Origin of the sequence: Microbacterium sp. ABRD28, assembly GCF_003850245.1 — a bacterium.
Taxonomy (GTDB): domain Bacteria; phylum Actinomycetota; class Actinomycetes; order Actinomycetales; family Microbacteriaceae; genus Microbacterium.
On the sequence record NZ_CP031015.1, the window covers coordinates 569,850 to 586,054 of the forward strand.

The 16,205-nt window shown below is 69.5% G+C and carries 12 protein-coding genes and 1 pseudogene; 10 read left to right on the forward strand and 3 right to left on the reverse strand.

Annotated features, from left to right (window positions below; genetic code table 11):
• Positions 1–11: 11 nt before the first annotated feature.
• The 7 genes from DT073_RS02930 (at position 12) to mnhG (ending at position 7,409) form a co-directional block, all read left to right on the forward strand.
• On the forward strand, positions 12–1,073 hold the full coding sequence (locus DT073_RS02930) for a LacI family DNA-binding transcriptional regulator (protein ID WP_124292035.1): 1,062 nt from the start codon (positions 12–14) through the stop codon (positions 1,071–1,073).
• Positions 1,074–1,138: 65 nt separating this feature from the next.
• Complete coding sequence (locus DT073_RS02935) at positions 1,139–4,072, forward strand: Na+/H+ antiporter subunit A (RefSeq protein WP_124292036.1); 2,934 nt, start codon at positions 1,139–1,141, stop codon at positions 4,070–4,072.
• A complete protein-coding gene (locus DT073_RS02940) occupies positions 4,069–4,635 on the forward strand; it encodes a Na(+)/H(+) antiporter subunit C (RefSeq protein WP_124292037.1) in 567 nt (188 codons plus the stop codon). Before DT073_RS02935 ends, DT073_RS02940 begins: the two co-directional genes overlap by 4 nt.
• Positions 4,632–6,188, forward strand: coding sequence for a Na+/H+ antiporter subunit D (locus DT073_RS02945; RefSeq protein WP_124292038.1), 1,557 nt, complete (start codon positions 4,632–4,634; stop codon positions 6,186–6,188). Before DT073_RS02940 ends, DT073_RS02945 begins: the two co-directional genes overlap by 4 nt.
• Positions 6,185–6,787 (forward strand): Na+/H+ antiporter subunit E, encoded by a 603-nt coding sequence (locus tag DT073_RS02950; protein WP_240638705.1) that lies wholly within the window; start codon positions 6,185–6,187, stop codon positions 6,785–6,787. Before DT073_RS02945 ends, DT073_RS02950 begins: the two co-directional genes overlap by 4 nt.
• Positions 6,784–7,056, forward strand: a complete 273-nt coding sequence (locus DT073_RS02955; protein WP_124292039.1) for an MrpF/PhaF family protein — start codon at positions 6,784–6,786, stop codon at positions 7,054–7,056. The genes DT073_RS02950 and DT073_RS02955 overlap by 4 nt, the downstream gene beginning before the upstream one ends.
• Positions 7,053–7,409, forward strand: coding sequence for a monovalent cation/H(+) antiporter subunit G (gene mnhG, locus DT073_RS02960; RefSeq protein ID WP_124292040.1), 357 nt, complete (start codon positions 7,053–7,055; stop codon positions 7,407–7,409). Before DT073_RS02955 ends, mnhG begins: the two co-directional genes overlap by 4 nt.
• A gap of 20 nt (positions 7,410–7,429) precedes the next feature.
• Here the strand turns inward: mnhG and DT073_RS02965 are convergent, their stop codons facing one another.
• Positions 7,430–10,057: a penicillin acylase family protein gene (locus DT073_RS02965; RefSeq protein WP_124292041.1), complete on the reverse strand. Its 2,628-nt coding sequence runs from the start codon at positions 10,055–10,057 to the stop codon at positions 7,430–7,432.
• A gap of 109 nt (positions 10,058–10,166) precedes the next feature.
• Positions 10,167–11,603, reverse strand: a complete 1,437-nt coding sequence (gene argG, locus DT073_RS02970; protein ID WP_124292042.1) for an argininosuccinate synthase — start codon at positions 11,601–11,603, stop codon at positions 10,167–10,169.
• A 111-nt stretch (positions 11,604–11,714) separates the two neighbouring features.
• On the opposite strand from argG, the pseudogene DT073_RS02975 reads away from it, so the two are divergent.
• Positions 11,715–12,545, forward strand: a pseudogene (locus DT073_RS02975) (DUF1254 domain-containing protein); the annotation flags it as partial.
• Positions 12,546–12,619: 74 nt separating this feature from the next.
• Here DT073_RS02975 and DT073_RS16020 read toward each other — a convergent pair.
• Positions 12,620–13,462: a Pr6Pr family membrane protein gene (locus DT073_RS16020; RefSeq protein WP_240638706.1), complete on the reverse strand. Its 843-nt coding sequence runs from the start codon at positions 13,460–13,462 to the stop codon at positions 12,620–12,622.
• 87 nt (positions 13,463–13,549) lie between these two features.
• Here DT073_RS16020 and DT073_RS02985 point away from each other — a divergent pair, with 87 nt between their 5' ends.
• Positions 13,550–14,836: an adenylosuccinate synthase gene (locus tag DT073_RS02985; protein ID WP_124292044.1), complete on the forward strand. Its 1,287-nt coding sequence runs from the start codon at positions 13,550–13,552 to the stop codon at positions 14,834–14,836.
• Positions 14,836–16,098 (forward strand): lactonase family protein, encoded by a 1,263-nt coding sequence (locus DT073_RS02990; protein WP_124292045.1) that lies wholly within the window; start codon positions 14,836–14,838, stop codon positions 16,096–16,098. Before DT073_RS02985 ends, DT073_RS02990 begins: the two co-directional genes overlap by 1 nt.
• Positions 16,099–16,205 lie beyond the last annotated feature (107 nt).

A 16,205-nucleotide genomic window follows, 5' to 3' on the forward strand; every position in this document is an offset into this window, starting at 1 on the left:
ACGCTGGATGGATGAGACGCACCGACGAACGGCGCCGTGCCACGATCGCCGATGTCGCCCGGGCAGCGGGGGTGTCGGCGTCGACGGCGTCGGTCGTCTTCAGCGGCAAGACGCCGGTGTCGGATGCCACGCGGACGCGGGTGCTCGACGCGGCGGCGTCTCTCGGCTACACCGGACCCGATCCGCGGGCGGCTTCGCTGCGGCGCGGGCGGTCGGGCATCGTCGGTGTCGTCTTCGAGGAGCACCTCGGCACGGCCTTCCTCGACCCGGTGAAGACCCTGATGATGGACGGCCTCACCGAGGGCGTCGCCGAGCTCGGTGCGGGGCTCCTCCTCCTCCGCGACGACGAGACGGCCGAGACGGCACCGTCGCTCACCACCGCTCCGATCGACGCCGCCGTGCTGATCGGATGCAGCCCGCTGATGCGTCGATCGCTCGACACGGTCCGGGCCCGCGGCATCCCGGTGGTGGTCATCGAGGGGGATGCCGGAGGGGACATCCCCCGCATCGGTCTGGACAACAGGGAGGCCCAGCGCCACGCAGCGCGGCACCTGCGGGCGCTCGGCCACGAGGACGTAGTGGTCCTGACGCTTCCGGTGAACGCCGACCGCCCGCGCGGATTCTTCGGCCCTGAGGTCGAGGTCACCGTCGACGTCACCCGCGATCGTCTCGCCGGCGCGCGCGACGTGTATCCCGATGCGCCCGCCTACGCCGCGGCAGGCAGCTTCATCGACGAGGGGTTGGCGGCGGGCCGCGATCTGCTGGCGGGTCCCGACCGACCCACTGCGGTGATCGCGCAGAGCGATCTGCTCGCGGCGGGGGTGATCCGGGCCGCCGAAGAGGCGGGACTGCGCGTGCCCGACGACCTCAGCGTGACCGGGTTCGACGGCATCGTCGTCGATGGGCTCGCGCCCTACTCGTTGACCACTCTCGTCCAGCCGGCAGCCGACAAAGGACGCGCCGCCGGACTGGCCGTGGCGAGCATGCTGGAGGGTGGGAGCGCTGTCTCGATGCACTTCACCTGCGCGTTCCGCGAGGGGAACACGTCGGGTCCGGCGCCGGTCGCCCAATAGAATGGACCCGACCCCGATCGCCTGAGTCGTGCTGCCCGGCCGACCGACGACCCTGAGGAGGCCGCATGTTGGTCTTCCTCGGAGTGTTCGCGGCGGCCGCGCTGATCCTCCCCTGGTTGGTCCATCGCCTCGGCGCACGCGCGTTCTTCTTCGCAGCCGCGGTGTCGGCCGGTGCCTTCGTCTACACGGTGATCCTCGGACCCGGTGTGCTCGCCGGGAACATTCCGTTCGAGTCATACGACTGGATCCCCCCGCTCGGCATCGAGCTGTCGATGCGGATGACCACGCTGTCGTGGGTCCTCGCGCTCGTCGTCACGGGTGTCGGCGCCCTCGTGCTGCTGTACTGCCGGTGGTACTTCCGTGACAACGCCGAGGGCCTCGGCCAGTTCGCCGCGGTGCTGCTCGCCTTCGCGGGAGCGATGTACGGGCTCGTGCTCACCGACGACCTCGTCGTGCTGGTGATGTTCTGGGAGGTCACCAGCGTCCTGTCGTACCTGCTCATCGGGTACTACCACCGCCGCGGCGCGAGTCGTCGCTCGGCCCTGCAGGCCCTGCTGGTGACGACCCTGGGCGGCCTGGTGATGCTGATCGGCGTCGTGCTGCTCGTCGTCGACACCGGCACCTCGAGCATCTCCGAGATCCTCGCCGCCCGGCCCGAGGGCCCCGTCGTCGTGGCCTCCCTCGTGCTCCTGCTCGTCGGCGCGCTCAGCAAGTCGGCGGTCTTCCCGTTCCACTTCTGGCTCCCCGGCGCCATGACCGCCCCGACACCTGTCAGCGCGTACCTCCACGCCGCAGCGATGGTGAAGGCCGGCATCTACCTCATCGCCCTGTTCGCCCCGTTCGAGGCGAACGAACCGGGGTGGCGGCCCATCGTCGTCTCGCTCGGTGTCTTCACGATGCTGCTCGGCGGGTTCCAGGCCCTCCGCGAGACCGACCTCAAGCGCCTCCTGGCGTTCGGGACGGTCAGCCAGCTCGGGTTCCTCACCGTCATCCTCGGGTACGGCGTCCGCGACACCGCACTTGCGGGGCTCGCCCTCCTCCTCAGCCATGCGCTGTTCAAATCCGCGCTCTTCCTCGTCGTCGGAATCATCGACCGTCAGCTCGCCACCCGCAACATCGGCGAGCTGTCGGGGCTCGGCCGGCAGGCGCCGGTGCTCGCGACCCTGTCGATCGTCGCCGTCGCCTCGATGGCGGGATTGCCGCCGACGATCGGCTTCGTCGCCAAGGAGACCGCGCTGACCGCACTCCTCCATCAGGCGCAGGGCGGCGAGGCCTGGGCGATCGTGGGCATCCTCGGTGTCGCGGCGGGTTCGGCACTGACGATGGCCTACGGCATCCGGTTCGTCTGGGGAGCCTTCTGGACCAAGCGCACCGGACCCGACGGCGCGCCACCGAAGCGCACCGAGTGGCCCGGCGCCCCGGCGGGATTCCTCGCCGCCCCGCTGATCCTCTCCGCCCTCACCCTCGTCGCGGGGCTCGCGGCCCCGGCCGTCGACACGGTGCTCGCCACCTACGCCGACGAGGCCCCGCTCGCCACCCCGGGCGTGGAAGAGCCCGAGCCGTACTACCTGGCGCTCTGGCACGGTCTGGAGCCGGCGCTGTTCATCTCACTGGGCACGATCGCGCTCGGCGCGGCGATCTTCTGGGCGACGGTGCGAAAGGATCTCTCCCGGCGCGTCCTGCCCTTCGAGGCGTTCGACGTCTACAACGCCGTGCTCCGCGGCATCGCCCGCCTGTCGGTGGCCACGACCACGTTCACCCAGCGCGGGTCGCTGCCGGTCTACATCGGGACGATCTTCATCGTCTTCGTCGTCGCCGAGGCGACCGCCCTCATCATGGGCGGTCCGGACTGGCGGGCGGACGTCGACCTGTTCCAGGATCCCGCCCAGTTGGCCATCGCACCCGTGATGATCATCGCGGGACTCATCGCCGTCCGCGCGAAGAAGCGATACACCGGCGTCGTGCTGGTCTCGGTGACGGGGCTGGGAATGGCCACGCTCTTCGCGATCAGCGGCGCCCCCGACCTCGCGCTCACCCAGATCCTCATCGAGACGGTCACCCTCATCGCGTTCGCGCTCGTGCTGCGGCGGATCCCCTCGCGGATGGGGGAGCACAACGCCTCGGTCGCCGCGATTCCGCGGGCGCTCGTGGCCGGCGCGGTCGGCATCACGATGATGGCGGTCGCCGTCATCGCGACCGGCGCGCGTCTGCAGGATCCGGTTTCGGTGGCATGGCCCGACCTCGCATACGAGCTCGGGCATGGACGCAACGTCGTCAACGTCGCCCTCGTCGACATCCGCGGGTGGGACACGATGGGCGAGCTCGGCGTGCTCATCCTGGCGGCGACCGGCGTGGCATCCCTCGTCTTCGTCACCGACCGCAAAGACAACCTCACCGCCACCAACGCCCTGCCTCGCGTGGGTGGACGCGATCGCCGTCTGCTCGTCGAGACCCCCTCAGGCGTCAAGCCTCGGAACGCGGGGAGCGGGCGTCAGCGCATGGCGTGGCTCGTGGGCGGTCAGCAGGTGCGTCCGGAGAACCGCTCGATCCTCCTCGAGGTGATCGTGCGCATCCTCTTCCACTCGATCATCATCGTCTCGCTCTATCTGCTCTTCGCCGGCCACAACCTGCCCGGCGGCGGCTTCGCCGGGGGTCTGGTCGCCGGAATGGCGCTGGTGATGCGGTACGTCGCGGGCGGGCGGTACGAGCTCGGAGTCGCCGCGCCGACCGACGCCGGACGCCTTCTCGGGGTCGGGATGTCGATCGCGGTGGGCTGCGCCATCGTGCCGCTCCTCTTCGGCGCACCGCCGCTGACGAGCACCTGGTTCGAAGCCGAGCTCCCGATCCTCGGCCACGTGGAGTTCGTCACCTCCACCCTGTTCGACGTCGGGGTGTACCTCGTCGTCGTCGGCCTCGTGCTCGACGTGCTGCGCTCGCTCGGCGCCGAGGTCGACCGACAGATGCAGCGCAGCAAGGCCAGGGGGGTGAGCGTGTCGTGAGCGTCTCCCTCACCCTCATCCTCATCATGGGCGTGCTCTTCGCCTGCGGCGTCTACGCGATGCTGGAGCGCAGCCTCACCCGCGTGCTCATCGGCTTCCTCCTCCTCGGCAATGCGGCGAACCTGTTCCTCCTCGTCGTGATCGGCCAGCCCGGCATCGCCCCGTTCTTCGGATCCGGCGAACCCGAGGAGATGTCCGACCCCCTTCCCATGGCGCTGACCCTGACGGCGATCGTCATCACCTTCGCGGTGTCGGCGTTCCTCCTCGCCCTGATCTACCGCTCGTGGCAGCTCGGTCAGGCCGATACGGTCACCGACGACGAGGCCGATCTGGCGGTGCGCGATCGCGGCGCCGCCGACGAGGACATGATCGACGACGAGACCGAGATCGAAGACACCGATGACGACGCCACCACCGACTTCGTCGGCCTCGACACCGCGCCGATCACGGTGCTCGGCAGCCGCGACATCTCCGGTGTGCAGGATGACGCCCCGGTGAACCTTCCCGAAGCGTCGCGTCGGTCGCGGCGAGGCGACTCGACCGAGCGAGGGGGAGACGCATGATCGCCCTCGTACCGCTTCTCGCGACCCTCCCGCTCCTGGGCGCTGCACTCGCGCTCGTGGCCGGCCGGCATCGGCGCACCCAGGTCGCCATCTCGATCGTCACGTTGACGACGGTCACGGTCATCGCCGCGATCCTGCTGGTCGTCGTCGATCAGGGCGGCGATGCCCTGGCCGTCTCGGTCGGCGACTGGCCGATCCCCTTCGGCATCGTGCTCTACGTCGATCGGCTCTCGGCGCTCCTCATCGTCGTCTCGAGCATCGTGCTCCTGGCGGTCCTGCTGTTCTCGGTCGGCCAGGGTGCGGCCGACAACGACGACGAGACGCCGGTGTCGATCTTTCACCCGTCGTACCTGCTGCTGGCGGCGGGGATCTTCACGGCCTTCATCGCCGGTGACCTGTTCAACCTGTACGTCGGGTTCGAGATCCTGCTCGTCGCCTCCTATGTGCTGATCACCCTGGGGAGCACCGAGAACCGCATCCGCACCGGCGTCGTCTACATCGTCGTCTCGCTCGTCTCGTCGATCCTCTTCCTCGCGGCGATCGCCGCGATCTACGGGGCCCTCGGCACCGTGAACATGGCGCAGATCTCCGAGCGGATGATGGAGCTTCCGCAGGACACCCAGACGGTGCTGCATCTGCTGCTTCTCGTGGCGTTCAGCATCAAGGCCGCCGTCTTCCCGCTGTCGTTCTGGTTGCCCGACTCCTACCCGACCGCTCCGGCGCCGGTGACCGCGGTGTTCGCGGGCCTGCTGACGAAGGTCGGCGTTTACGCGCTCATCCGCACTGAGACCCAGCTCTTCAACGACAACGACCTGAACTTCCTCCTGATGTGCGTCGCGCTCGCCACGATGATCGTCGGGGTGCTCGGTGCGATCGCGCAGGCCGAGCTCAAACGCATCCTCTCGTTCACCCTCGTCAGCCACATCGGGTACATGATCTTCGGGCTCGCGATCGCGACCCCGGCGGCGATCGGCGCGACGATCTACTACACCGTCCACCACATCGTCGTGCAGACCACCCTCTTCCTCGCGGTGGGGCTCATCGAGCGCCGCGCGGGAAGCACGTCGATCCTGCGGGTGAAGGGGCTGATGCGGGCCGCGCCCGTCATCGCGGTGCTCTACTTCATCCCCGCCGTGAACCTCGGCGGGCTCCCGCCCTTCTCGGGCTTCATCGGCAAGTTCGCCCTCTTCGACGCCGCCGCCGAGGTCGGCACCCCGATCATGCTCGTGCTGATCGTCGGCGGCATCGTGACGAGCCTTCTCACCCTTTACGCGCTGATGCGCGCGTGGAACCTGTCGTTCTGGCGCGAGGACGACGACTCCACCGAGACCGAGGCGCGCATCTCGTACCTCGGCCAGGCGCCCGCCGCGGGCATCCAGACCGAGCGGCGCGTGATCCCCCGCATCATGACGGCGGCGACGACGGGGATGGTGGCGATCACGGTCGCGCTGACGGTCTTCGCCGGGCCGCTCTACGGCGTGTGCGAACGCATCGGCGCCGCGCTCCTCGAGCCGATCCAGCTCGTGCAGCTCGAGGAGGAGGCGGACTCATGAGCGAGGATCGCGCGACTCCGCCCCCGGCTCGCGGCATGCTCGGGATCACGTGGCGTCAGCTGCCGTTCTTCCTGTGGCTGATCGCTCTGTGGATGCTGCTGTGGGGCCAGTTCACCGTGCTGGCGTTCCTGACCGGTCTCGTCGCGGCAGTCGTGGTCACGCGCGTGTTCCGGCTGCCACCCGTCGCGCTGTCGGGTCGCCTCAATCTCTGGTACGGCCTGGTCTTCGTCGTGACCTTCCTCGTGGCGCTCGTGCGCGGCTCGCTCCTGGTGGCCTGGCAGACCGTCCGCCCGGGGAAGCTCCCCGGATCGGCCATCATCGCCGTGCACCTGCGCACCGATGACGACCTGATCATGACCCACACCGCGGTGACCTCCTCGCTGATCCCCGGTTCGCTCGTCGTGGAAGCCGACCGAGACCGTCGCGTGCTCTACCTGCACGTCATCGGGGTGGATGACGACGACGACATCGACCTGCAGCGCAAGACCGTGCTCGGCTGGGAGGCGCGGATCGTGCGCGCCGTCGGATCACGGGCTCAACTCGACGTCATCCGTGAAGCGACGGTCGACACCCCGCGACAGGGAGGAACGCCGACATGAGTACCGTGCTCCTCATCGCCATCTTCGTGATCTTCGTCGTCGCGGCACTGCTCACGCTGTGGCGCATCGTCGTCGGTCCGTCGATCCTCGACCGCGCCGTGGCATCCGATGTCCTCCTCACCGAGGTGCTGTGCGTGCTGGGCGCGGAGATGGCCATCAATCAGCACACGCGCACCCTTCCCGTTCTGCTCGTGATCGCGGCGGTCGGGGTGTTCGGATCGATCTCGATCGCCCGGTTCGTCGCACGGAAGGACACGGCAGAGCGATGACCGATGCTCTCGACCTCGTCGCCCTCGTGCTGATCCTCGCGGGGAGCCTGCTCTGCCTCACGGCCGCCATCGGTCTCCTGCGGTTCAACGATGTGGCCTCGCGTCTGCACGCGGCGACCAAGCCGCAGATCCTGGGCCTGCTCCTCATCTGCATCGCCATCGCACTGGCGCTGGAATCGTGGCCGGTCGTCGCCTTCCTCGTGCCGGTGATGCTGCTGCAGATGGCGACCGCCCCGCTCTCGGCCCACATGATCGCCCGTCAGGCGCACCGCAACGGCACGATCGACGACCGTGATCTGCTCGTCGACGAACTCGCCGAGCAGAAGCAGACCCCGCCCGCCGCGGGGGGCTGACCCGGCCGCCCCCTGCTCTTTCAGTCCGAGGGGATCAGGCGCAGCGTGTGCGTGGTCGTCGCCGCGACGGCGTCGGGGGTGAAGGCCCAGGGAAGAAGCTCCGCACGCTGCCACGCCGGAGTCTGATCGACGTAGTTCGGGTGGAAGGCGTGGCCGCTCGCACCGGTCAGGTGATGCCAGCCCGACCGGTCGAGATCGCCGAGGTCGACGACCATGCGCATCGACGGCACGGTCACGGTCTCGAAGCCCTGCCCGAGCACCCATCCTGTCGCGTTCGCCACCGACGAGCCGCCGCCGACGGGGTAGGGGCCGCGATTGAACAGCATCTCGATCGGCGCGATGCCCGAGGTTCCGAACGTGTCATTCGTCAGATCGAGGGCATGCAGGGTGCCCCACTTCCACATCCGGGGGTTGTCGCCCTGGAGCGTCACGAGCCGCTCGTACGCATCGGTCGCGGTGCGCTCGAGCATCTCGGCCTGCGACGACACGTCGAGCCCCTCGTTCTGCCACCACGGCGACGACGGGTCGGAGAGCAGGGTGTCGACGACGAGGAACTTGCGGGCCTGGTTTCCGAGGGGAGCCGCGGTATCGCGCTCGCGCACGAAGATGTTCTGCACCAGTTCGTCCCAGAGCACGTTGGCGTAGGCCGCCGCGGCGGAGCCGGCGTGGTTCTGGCCGTCCCACCCGCCGAGGAGGTCGAGCGCAGCATCCGTTCCCGCGTCACCGGTCTGAACGCCGGCGTACGCGGCGATGAGACGCGGGCCCATCCACATGGCGTTGTCGGCCTGGATGTCGCGCATGTCGGTCGCGGTCAACGGTCCCGCCGCGATCCGCCGCTCGAGCATCTCGACGATGCGGGCTCCGCGCCAGCCGTAGTCCCAGTCGCGGGTGAGCTGATAGGGGTAGTCCTCGCCCACGATGGCGTTGTTGGCGGTGACGATGTAGCCGGCTTGGGGGTTCAGCGAGACCGGAAGCTCTTCGAACGGGATGTATCCCTGCCAGGCGTAGGCGGAGTCCCACCCCGGCTGCGGCAGCGACCCGTCGCCGGCGCCGCGGATCGGCAGCTTGCCGGGCGTCTGGTAGCCGATGTTCCCGGCCGTGTCGGCATAGACGAGGTTCTGCGCCGGCACGTCGAAGAGCGACGCGGCCGTGCGGAAGGAGTCGAAATCGCCCGCCTGATTGAGGGCGAAGATGGCCGCCGGCGTCGTGCCGGGTTCGAGCGCCGTCCACCGGAGGCTCACGGCGTACTCCCCATCGGGCGCGCCGGTCGGCGCGGCCGGAGCCCCGTCGGTGCCGACGAACGGGTCGTCGGCGATGCCGGCGTACTCCGCGCTGGCGTCGGAGATGAGCGGCCCGTTCTCGGTGGCCCGCACAGTGATCTCGACGTCGTCGCCGCCGGCGACCGCGATGGTCTCCTGCCGCACGGTGAGGGGCAGCAGCTGCCCGTCGCGCCAGTACGCGTCGTCCTGCACGCGCTCGAGGTACAGGTCGGTGACGTCGGTGGTGAGGTTGGTGAAGCCCCACGCGATGTCGGCGTTGTGGCCGATGATCACCCCCGGCATCCCCGAGAACCCGAAGCCGGCAACGTCGAAGGGACAGTCCTGCTGCACGCGTTCGCACTTCAGCTGCACCTGATGCCAGACGCTCGGGAGCGACGCGCCCAGGTGCGGGTCGTTGGCGAGGAGCGGCATGCCGGTGTCGGTGAGGGCGCCCGACACGACCCACGAGTTGGAGCCGATGCCCTCGCCGATCGGCCCGATGAGGGTGCTGACGGCGGCGACGACGTCGCCGACCTCGGTCCAGTCGACGGCGGCCTCGACGATCGGTGCGGCCTGGGTCGTCGCGGTCGCGCTCGCCGGCACGGGGGTTCCCGCCTCGTCGAGCACGGGCACGATCACGGGATTCCGGTCGAAGGGATAGGTCGGGTAGAGGTCGGCGAGTTCCTCGGGCGTGAACGATGCCGCCGCGACCGCGCGGTTGGTCTCGTCGCCGATGTTCGAGCGGAGGTCCCAGGCCATCGCCTTCAGCCAGGCGACGGAGTCCTCGGGCGTCCACGGCTCGATCTCGTAGTCGGCGTTCTGCAGACCCAGGACGGCGTATTCGAAGGAGGCGTCGGGGCCCTGATGATCGGCCAGGTACGCGTTCACCCCGTCGGCGTAGGCGTCGTAGTACGCGAGGACGGTCGGGTCGAGCGAGGCGACCTCCTGGGCGGCGATCTCGCGCCATCCGAGTGTCCTCAGGAAGATGTCGGTCTGCAGCTGGGATTCGCCGAAGAGCTCCGAGAGCCGGCCGCTCGTGACGTGACGGCGGAAGTCCATCTCCCAGAACCGATCCTGTGCGTGGACGTACCCCTGCGCGTAGAAGAGGTCGCGGGAGGTCGCGGCGGTGATGGTCGGGATGCCGAGGGCGTCGCGCTGCACGCTCACCTCGGCGGTCAGACCGGGGAGGGTCTTCTCGCCGTCGAGCTGGGGGAACGACCGCTGCACGGAGTAGACGACGACGCTCGCGACGATGAGGGCGAGCACGACGAGGCCGACGAAGACGGAGTACGCGATGAGGGCGATGCGGCGGCCGAGGGATCGTCGTGCGGGCGGTTCGGGCTCGTCGAACAGCTCGACGTCGTCGATCACGTCTGCGGGCTTCGTCATCGAAGGAGACCTCCAGTCGCGAGACCCGGTGCCGGAGAGCGTGGATCTCGGTGCCGTTCGGGCGACACCGGAGAATCGTATCCCGAGGGTCGGGGCGCGGCGCGCGGGATCAGTCGGTGCCGGTGTCGAACGCCGCAGCCTCCGACGCGGCGTCGGTCGCTTCGGCCAGCCGACCGCGCTCGTCGGGCTCGGCCGGCTCGATGATCTCGTCGGCCCCGCCCTGCTCGAGCTTTCCGACCAGCTCCCCGGTGGCGCCGCCGATGAGCCCGAGCCCGGCGAAGAGCTCGAGACGGGCGCGGGAGTCGGCGATGTCGAGGTTGCGCATCGTCAGCTGGCCGATCCGGTCGGTGGGGCCGAACGCGGCGTCTCCGACCCGTTCCATCGACAGCTTCTCGGGGGCGTACGACAGGCCCGAGGCCACCGTGTCGAGGATCGTGTAGTCCTCGCCGCGGCGAAGGCGCAGGGTGACGGTTCCCGAGATCGAGGACCCGACCCACTTCTGGATCGACTCACGAAGCATCAGCGACTGCGGCTCGAGCCAGCGGCCCTCGTACATCAGGCGGCCGAGGCGGCGACCCTGCTCGTGATAGGTCGCGAGGGTGTCTTCGTTGAGGATGCCGTTGACGAGGCGCTCGTACGCGATGAACAACAGCGCCATCCCGGGCGCCTCGTAGATGCCCCGCGACTTCGCCTCGATGATGCGGTTCTCGATCTGGTCGCTCATGCCGAGGCCGTGACGGCCGCCGACGGCATTGGCGGCCCGGACGAGCTCGACGGGGTCGCCGAACTCCTCGCCGTTGATCGCCACCGGCCGACCGGCGTCGAAGGTGATGCTGACGTCTTCGGGGGCGATCTCGACGCCGTCGTCCCAGAACCGCACGCCCATGATGGGCTGCACCGTCTCGAGCGACACGTCGAGGTGCTCCAGGGTCTTCGCCTCGTGGGTCGCCCCCCAGATGTTCGCATCGGTCGAGTACGCCTTCTCGGCGCTGTCGCGGTAGGGGAAGCCATGGGCCAGCAGCCACTCGCTCATCTCGGTACGACCGCCCAGCTCGGTGACGAAGTCGGCGTCGAGCCACGGCTTGTAGATGCGGAGGGCCGGGTTGGCGAGAAGGCCGTAGCGGTAGAACCGCTCGATGTCGTTGCCCTTGTAGGTCGAGCCGTCGCCCCAGATGTCGACGCCGTCGTCCTTCATCGCGCGCACCAGCAGCGTGCCGGTCACAGCGCGCCCGAGGGGCGTGGTGTTGAAGTAGGTGCGGCCGCCGGAGCGGATGTGGAACGCGCCGCACGCCAGCGCCACGAACCCCTCCTCGACAAGGGCGGTCTTGCAGTCGACGAGGCGCGAGATCTCGGCGCCGTACTGCAGGGCGCGGTCGGGGATCGAGGCGATGTCGTCCTCGTCGTACTGGCCGAGGTCGCCGGTGTACGTGCAGGGCACCGCTCCCTTGTCGCGCATCCACGCGACGGCGACGGAGGTGTCCAGACCCCCCGAGAAGGCGATGCCGACGCGCTCGCCGACGGGCAGGGACTGAAGGACCTTCGACATGGCCTCAAGTCTAGTGAGAGGGGGTTTGCGCCCTGCTCCGCGGTGCGGGAGGGTTTTCTCATGGCTGTGCATGTCAATGTCGACACCTTCGTGCGTGCCGAGACCGATCGGATGTTCGCCGACATCCAACGCGACGCCGGCGGCGTGAACGTCTTCAAGCACAACCGCGAGCCCGCCGACGTCGCCCATCAGACCGTCATCCGACTCAATCGAGACACCCTCTACAGCTTCGCGATCGTGGATCTGTCCGAGGGCGCCCGGGTGTCGATCCCGGATGCCGCAGGCCGGTACCTGTCGGTGATGGTGCTCGACCGCGACCACTACGTGCGTGCGGTGTTGCACGACCCGGGCGAGCACGATCTCGCGGCCCTCGCCTCGGGTGCCGATCACGTGCTCGTCGCCGCGCGGACACTCGTCGACCCCGATGATCCCGAGGACATCGCCGAGGTCGCCGCCCTGCAGGATCAGCTCTCGCTCGAGGCCGTGTCGTCGCGCCCCTTCGAGCCGGGGGACTGGGATGCGGCATCTCTCGACGCCACTCGCGACGCGCTGCTGACGCTCGCGCGGGGTCTTCGCGCGTTCGACCGCACCTTCGGCGACCGTGACGAGGTCGATCCGGTCCGCCACCTCATCGGCACCGCCGCCGGCTGGGGCGGCCTGCCGCTGTGGGAGGCCTCGTACCTGGGGGTGGACCCGCAACTGCCCGTCGGGCACTACGAGCTCACCATGCACGAGGTGCCGGTCGACGGCTTCTGGTCGGTGTCGGTCTACAACGCCCGCGGCTTCTTCGAGCCGAACCCCGAGGGTCGCTACTCGGTGAACAGCGTCACCGGAGTCCGCGACGAGGACGGCTCGATCACGGTGCGATTCACGCCTCCCGGTCAGGTGGAGGGGCCGAACGACATCCCGCTGCCGGAGCAGTGGAACTTCCTCGTCCGGCTGTACCGCCCCCGTGCCGAGATCCTGGAGGGCCGCTGGCAGGTGCCCGATCTGGTGCGCGAGGCGGTGGACGACGATCAGGCGCCGGAAGGCGGGCCGGCTGAGCCCGTCGACGAGGGAACGGATCCCGACGATGAGCCGGGGATCGCCGCCGACCCCGTCGAGACCGAGGTGGAGACCCCGACCGACGACGCCTCCCGGGCGTGATCGCGGCGTCGCCCTGCGGCGACGACGACCGCGGCGGTGACCACGATCCCGAGGGCGATGACGACGACCCAGAAGGCCACGCCCGCGTAACCCGGGAAGATCAGGTCGGGGTTGTTCGGGTTCAGGAACGGGTACGGGTACCAGAACGGCTGACCCGACGCCGGGTTGGTGATCAGCGGCCCGCGCACGAGGGTGTACACCACCCACACGATCGGGAAGACGAGGATGACGCCGACGTCGCGCCACGGCAGCGCACGGCGTCCGGGGCCGAGGAACAGATCGAGCAGCAGGAAGAGCGGCGCGATCACGTGCAGGATCTCATTCGACCAGGGCACCGTGACCCCCTGAGGCAGGGGCACGTTCCGCAGCAGGGTGTTGTAGACCACGCCCGTGATCACCATGTAGGTCGTCACGCTCGCAAGTGCGACGGCGAGGGCGGGCGGATCGGTCGCTGATGCGGCATCCGTTGTTCTCGTCCGCCGCGCCACAGCCCAGCGCGCACCAGCCCAGAGGAGCACCACCGCGGCGGCGCAGTTGGACAGGATCGTGAAGAAGCTGAAGAAGTTCGTCACCACCGTCGGCAGGTGCGAGCCGTCGGCGATGCCGATTCCGATGGTGCGGACGGCCTGCCCGATCACGGCGGTGATGATGGCGACGGCGGCGAGGAGGCGCAGGACGTTCCACGCGGCGGCCCAGCGAGAGGATGCCAGCATGGGCCGACTCTAGCGGGGCGGTCGGGGGGCGCGGGGGGCTCGCCCGATAGGATCGGGTGTAACCGTCCGACAACGGGGGAGTGGGCCATGCCAGGCATTGTGATCGTCGGCGTTCAGTGGGGTGACGAGGGCAAGGGCAAGGCCACCGACCTCCTGGGTGAACGCACCGACTGGGTCGTGAAGTTCAACGGCGGCAACAATGCCGGACACACCGTCGTCATCGGCGACGAGAAGTACGCGCTGCACCTGCTGCCCTCCGGCATCCTGTCGCCGGGAGTGAACGCGGTCATCGGCAACGGTGTCGTGATCGACCTCGAGGTGCTCTTCGCCGAGCTGAAGGCGCTGCAGGCGCGCGGCCTCGACACCTCGCGCCTGAGGATCAGCGCCAACGCGCACGTGATCACCCAGTACCACCGCACCCTCGACAAAGTCACCGAGCGCTTCCTCGGCAAGCGCCAGATCGGCACGACCGGTCGTGGGATCGGCCCCGCCTACGCCGACAAGATCAACCGGGTCGGCATCCGCGTGCAGGACCTCTTCGACGAGAACATCCTGCGGCAGAAGGTCGAGGGGGCGCTCGATCAGAAGAACCACCTCCTGCTGAAGGTCTACAACCGCCGCGCGATCGCCGTGGAAGAGGTCGTCGAAGACCTGCTGTCGTACGCTGAGCGTCTGCGCTCGATGGTCGCCGACACGTCGCTGCTGCTCGATGAGGCCCTCGACCGAAACGAGGTCGTGGTGTTCGAGGGGGGGCAGGCGACCATGCTCGACGTCGACCACGGCACGTATCCCTTCGTCACGTCGTCGTCGGCGACGGCGGGTGGCGCGGCGACCGGATCGGGGGTCGGCCCCCGGCGCCTCGATCGCATCGTCGGCATCGTCAAGGCCTACACGACCCGCGTCGGCTCGGGCCCGTTCCCGACGGAGCTGTTCGACGAGCACGGCGACTTCCTGCGCTCGCGCGGGTTCGAGTTCGGCACCACCACGGGGCGCCCGCGCCGTGTGGGCTGGTACGACGCGCCCATCACGCGGTACGCGACCCGCATCAACGGCATCACCGACCTCGTGCTCACCAAACTCGACATCCTCACCGGTCTCGACGAGATCCCGGTGTGCGTCGCCTACGACGTCGACGGCGAGCGGTTCGAGGAGGTGCCGGTCAACCAGACCGACTTCCACCACGCGCGCCCGATCTACGAGATGTTCCCCGGATGGAAGGACGACATCTCGAGCGCCCGGACCTTCGACGACCTTCCCCTGGCGGCGCAGGACTACGTGCTGGCGCTGGAGGAGATGAGCGGCACCCGCATCTCGGTGATCGGCGTGGGCGCGGCTCGCGACGCGGTCATCGTGCGCCACGACCTGGTCGACTGATGCGGTTCCTCGTCGGCGGGTACTCCGCCGACAGCGGCGGGATCGCCACCGGGATCGGGGTGCTCCTGGCGGGGGAACCCGACTCCGGTTCCGCCGCCGGACCGCTCGCCGTGGTCGGTGAGGCGGTCTCGGCGAGCTCGCCGTCGTGGGTCAGCTGGAACGAGGGGACGGATGTCGCCTACGCGACCCTCGAGGCAGAGGGAACCGTGCGTGCGTTCCGACGCATCGGCGAAGACCGGTTCGCTCCGCTCGGCGACGCGGTCGAGGCGGGGGAAGCGGTGTGCCATGTCGCGGTGTCGCCGGACGGCGGGACTCTCGTCGCGACGTGCTGGGGCGACGGGCGCGTGGTGCGTTATCCGCTCACGAGCGATGGTCGGATCGGGCGGCCGTCCTTCGCGCCGGCCGCGGTGGATCCGTCGGCCCCGGGCGGGGTGACGGGGGCTGTGTCGGATGTCGAGGCGGCCGCAGCCGAGGTCGGCATCGACCTGGCGGCTTTGGGCCTCGGTGGGCGTGGAGACGCAGGTCTCTTCGGTGGGCGAGGACTCGACGGGGTGGCTGGGCTCGACGGGATGGCGTCGTTCGGCGGCATGGGTGGCGGCGTGAGCGGCGATGCCGACGCGGCGGCCCTGACGGGGCCGGTCGATCGACCGGAGCCGGCCGAGGAGCGGGTCTCGCGGGCGCATCAGACGGTGTTCCTGACCGGCGGGCTCGTCGCGACATCCGATCTGGGATTCGATCTCGTGCGCTTCTGGCGCCTCGTGGACGGGAGGCTGCAACCGCTGCACGACGTCTCGCTGCCCTACGGCAGCGGTCCGCGGCACATGGTGTGGCACCCGAGCGGGCACCTGTACGTGGTGACGGAGTACAGCTGCGAGGTCTTCGCGCTCGCGCGCGACGAGGCGGGGCGCTGGCGCGTGGTGTCGGGAGCGCCCCTCGGAGCCGGAACGCTCGCCGGAGACAGCGCCGCCGAGCTGGCCCCGTCGCGCGACGGCGCGTTCCTCTACGCCGGTGTGCGCGGGAGCAACACGATCGCCGTCGTCGCCGTGCGCGGCGCGGGGGAGACCCTCGCGCCCGTCGCCCTCGTCGAGGCGGGCGTGGACTGGCCGAGACACCACCTCGTGGTGCGCGACACCCTGCTGGTCGCCGGGGAACGCTCCGACGACGTGGTGTCGCTGACCCTCGACATCCGCTCCGGGGTGCCCGGCCGCGTTCGCCATCGCACGTCGGCGCCGTCGCCGACCTGCCTGACGCCCCTCGTCTGACCCGCTCCATTCCCACGACCCGTCGACTTCTGCCGTGCGGATGCCGCGGGAGCGACGTTTTTCGGCGGGTCGCGGTGCCTCGGGGGCGCGTGCTGCGCCCGTGGTGG

Excerpts from the sequence above, each read along its gene's own strand:
- DT073_RS02930 (WP_124292035.1), top strand. The coding sequence starts at position 12 with ATGAGACGCACCGACGAACGGCGCCGTGCCACGATCGCCGATGTCGCC.
- DT073_RS02935 (WP_124292036.1), top strand. The coding sequence starts at position 1,139 with ATGTTGGTCTTCCTCGGAGTGTTCGCGGCGGCCGCGCTGATCCTCCCC.
- DT073_RS02945 (WP_124292038.1), top strand. The coding sequence starts at position 4,632 with ATGATCGCCCTCGTACCGCTTCTCGCGACCCTCCCGCTCCTGGGCGCT.
- DT073_RS02950 (WP_240638705.1), top strand. The coding sequence starts at position 6,185 with ATGAGCGAGGATCGCGCGACTCCGCCCCCGGCTCGCGGCATGCTCGGG.
- DT073_RS02955 (WP_124292039.1), top strand. The coding sequence starts at position 6,784 with ATGAGTACCGTGCTCCTCATCGCCATCTTCGTGATCTTCGTCGTCGCG.
- mnhG (WP_124292040.1), top strand. The coding sequence starts at position 7,053 with ATGACCGATGCTCTCGACCTCGTCGCCCTCGTGCTGATCCTCGCGGGG.
- DT073_RS02965 (WP_124292041.1), bottom strand. The coding sequence starts at position 10,057 with ATGACGAAGCCCGCAGACGTGATCGACGACGTCGAGCTGTTCGACGAG.
- argG (WP_124292042.1), bottom strand. The coding sequence starts at position 11,603 with ATGTCGAAGGTCCTTCAGTCCCTGCCCGTCGGCGAGCGCGTCGGCATC.
- DT073_RS16020 (WP_240638706.1), bottom strand. The coding sequence starts at position 13,462 with ATGCTGGCATCCTCTCGCTGGGCCGCCGCGTGGAACGTCCTGCGCCTC.
- DT073_RS02985 (WP_124292044.1), top strand. The coding sequence starts at position 13,550 with ATGCCAGGCATTGTGATCGTCGGCGTTCAGTGGGGTGACGAGGGCAAG.
- DT073_RS02990 (WP_124292045.1), top strand. The coding sequence starts at position 14,836 with ATGCGGTTCCTCGTCGGCGGGTACTCCGCCGACAGCGGCGGGATCGCC.